Annotated in this window: 3 protein-coding genes; all 3 read right to left on the bottom strand. The window is 32.7% G+C overall.

The window, feature by feature from the left end:
• Positions 1-1,112: phenylalanine--tRNA ligase subunit beta (gene pheT / locus Q0U66_RS05705; protein ID WP_297378560.1), on the bottom strand; the 1,112-nt coding region annotated here is incomplete at its 3' end.
• Positions 1,113-1,120: 8 nt separating this feature from the next.
• Positions 1,121-2,143, bottom strand: a complete 1,023-nt coding sequence (pheS, locus tag Q0U66_RS05700) for a phenylalanine--tRNA ligase subunit alpha (RefSeq protein WP_297378557.1) — start codon at positions 2,141-2,143, stop codon at positions 1,121-1,123.
• A gap of 147 nt (positions 2,144-2,290) precedes the next feature.
• Positions 2,291-3,202, bottom strand: a complete 912-nt coding sequence (locus tag Q0U66_RS05695; protein WP_297378554.1) for a folate family ECF transporter S component — start codon at positions 3,200-3,202, stop codon at positions 2,291-2,293.
• Between the last annotated feature and the right edge of the window lie 41 nt (positions 3,203-3,243).

Genomic DNA, 3,243 nt, shown 5'->3' with positions numbered 1-3,243 from the left:
ATTCCTTTTTCATATCTTGATGAAGCTTCTGAACGAAGTCCCAATCTTTTTGATGTTTTTCTTATTGCCTCTGAATCAAAATTTGCTGACTCGATCAATATATTTTTAGTGTTTTCTGTAACCTCAGTTTCAAAACCACCCATAACACCTGCTAGCCCTATAGCCTTAGAATTTCCATCTGCTATAACTATATCTTCAGCTTTTATGGTTCTTTCTTTTTCGTCCAAGGTCTTCAAACTTTCACCTTCATTTCCTTGCCTTACTATTAATTTTTTACCTTTAATAAGGTCAAGGTCATAGGCATGAAGTGGTTGGCCATATTCAAGCATGATAAAGTTTGTAAAGTCTACTATGTTGTTTATTGGTCTCATGCCAGCATTTCTTAGGTAGTTTTGAATGTATAGAGGAGATTCCTTAATTTCTACATCCTTAACTACAGCTGTCATAAACCTCATAGACTTATCTGTTTTTACTTCAACACCTTTGAAGTATTCTTCATAGCTATCTGTAAGATTTTCTAATTCAAGATTTGGTTCTTGGATTTTTGTATCAAATACAGCAGCCACTTCCCTAGCCATACCAATTATAGACAAGCAATCTGGTCTATTTGGTGTAATTTCAAATTCTATAATTTGATCATCAAGATCAAGGGCTTTTATAGCATCATCTCCTGCTTTTACACTGCTTGGTAGGATGATAATTCCTTCTTCAGATTTTTTCGGAACTGTATTTTCAGATACTCCCAATTCCTCATATGAGCATAACATCCCCTTAGATACAAAACCTTGGAATTCTGCTTCTTTAATTTCTATTCCACCTGGTAATTTTGCTCCCAATTGTGCTAGGACTACAAAATCTCCAACCTTCATATTTTTTGCGCCAGTAATAACTGTTTCTTTACTTTGGCCATTGTCTAAGTCTACTAATTGTAAATTTTTGGAATTTTCGTGTTTTCTAATATCTAAAATTTTAGCTACAACTAAGCCTGACATTTGATCATAGCTTGCGATTGATTCCACATGGGAACCAGAATTTGTAACTTTTTCGGCTATCTCTCTTGTTGTATTATCAATTTTTACATAATCTTTTAGCCATTTAACTGGTACTAACATGCTTCCTCCTAAAATTGTTGCAAGAATCTCTTGTCATTATCATAAATTAATCTAATATCATCTAGACCATATTTAACCATGGTGATACGGTCTACACCCATCCCAAAGGCGAATCCAGTATATTTTTCTGAATCAATACCACAATTTTCTAAAACTTGAGGATGCACCATGCCTCCTCCTAAAAGTTCCATTGACCAACCTGTATGGTTGCAAACATCACATCCCTTGCCTTTACATGCAAAGCATGAAACATCGACTTCTATTGAAGGCTCTGTAAATGGGAAATAATGAGGTCTGTATCTGGTTGAGAATTCTTCACCAAATAGATTTTTAATAAAGGCATTTATAGTATCAATTAAATTTGCCATAGAAACATTTTCTCCAATAACAAGTCCCTCAATTTGGTGGAACATCGGAGAATGGGTTGCATCTACCTCATCAAATCTAAAAGTACGACCAGCTGATACCATCCTAATTGGTGGTTTTTGATTTTCCATCACCCTTACTTGAACTGGTGAGGTATGAGTTCTTAAAAGTGTACTTTCATCAAAATAAAAAGTATCGGACATATCTCTTGATGGGTGGTTTTTAGGCGAATTTAGCTTATCAAAGTTATTTAAAACAGTTTCAATTTCTGGTCCATCAACTATAGAAAATCCCATATGTCTAAATAGATCTTCCAATTCATTCATAGTTTGATTTAATGGATGCCTATGTCCAATATGAACCAAGTCTTTAGATGCTGTAACATCTAATCTCTCTTCTATAAGTCTATTTTTCAATTCTTCCCATTTGAAATCATCTTTTTTACTATCTATAGAATTTTGAATTATCTCTCTAACTTCATTGGCAATCATACCTACTACAGGTCTTTCTTCTTTTGAAAGGTCTTTCATGCCCTTAAGTATAGCAGTTAGTTCTCCTTTTTTACCTAAAATTTTAACCCTTAATTCTTCTAAATATTTATCATTGTCTGCTTCTTGAATAGCTTCAAGAGCTTTTACTTTTATTTCTTCAAGTCTTTCTTTCATAGTCTCCTCCATATCTATAAATTATATCATAAATGGCTTGATATAACAGTTATCTTTTATATTTTTTAATATTGGTGATGAATTTAAGATCATGATGTAAAACAAGAAAAATCCAAATTAGCTTTCACTAATTTGGATTTTTATTTATTAATTATATATTTTTCTAAAATCTATAACTTTTGATAGTCTTTCATTTAATATTGTAAGTAAAACTGCATATATTGGAATCGATACTATTTGTTTAGCAAAGGCTTTTCCCATCAAAAATGGAAGTGTATTTGCACCGTAGAGCCAAAATGAAAATATTGGTACCAATATTACTGAAGTTAACATCTGTCCAATAAATATTCCTATTAAAACCTTAACTAGTGAAAAATCAGGATATTTTTCTCCTAATGCCTTAGTTACAATTATAGGTATGGCACCTGTCAAGGCTGATGTCAAGGTAAACAAAGGGTTAAATGGGAATGAAGAAGGTCTTATTAAAAATCCTAACAAGTCTGCTACTCCTCCAACTATAAAACCAGGTAGTGGTCCCAAGAGGTATCCAGAAAATATTATCGGGAATCCTCCAAAGGATACTGAACCTATCCTCAAAGTATTTATAATTACAGATAAGGCTACAAATATTGACATATGTGCTATTGACACGGTAGTGAATAGTTTTCTATCATCTTTTCTAATATATTTAGCCAAAAGTCCGGCTAAAAATCCGATTATAATACCTATAAGAATAAATATATATATTCTATCAATTAAAAATTGTGTAAATGCATTTAATTCTTTTAAAAATGCATTCATTTGCGCTTTCTTTAATTTAGGAATAACGGGAACATACTTCTTAGCCATGAGACCTGAAAATGTTATAAATCCACCCGCTATTGCACCTACTGTCTTATCTGAAATAAGCCCTATTAGGACTATCCCTAAATAAGCTATAACTAGACCTATATAAAATCCCGGAAAAACTTTTGGATTTCCACTTAGCCTTACTGCATTTATAGATATGAGCGCAACTCCTAAAATTAAAAGCCAACGTTTTAATGATATTTTTTTCATGTTTCCTCCATCTCGCAGGGAAACGCCTGCGAACGCGGTTA

It is taken from the genome of uncultured Helcococcus sp. (assembly GCF_946998255.1).
In the GTDB taxonomy this organism is placed as follows: domain Bacteria; phylum Bacillota; class Clostridia; order Tissierellales; family Peptoniphilaceae; genus Helcococcus.
Note: the sequence above shows the minus strand (reverse complement) of the source record. Positions and strands in the feature narration are given on the sequence as shown.

Bases quoted from the DNA above. Each gene is read 5' to 3' on its own strand.
- pheS (WP_297378557.1), bottom strand. From the start codon at position 2,143: ATGAAAGAAAGACTTGAAGAAATAAAAGTAAAAGCTCTTGAAGCTATT.
- Q0U66_RS05695 (WP_297378554.1), bottom strand. From the start codon at position 3,202: ATGAAAAAAATATCATTAAAACGTTGGCTTTTAATTTTAGGAGTTGCG.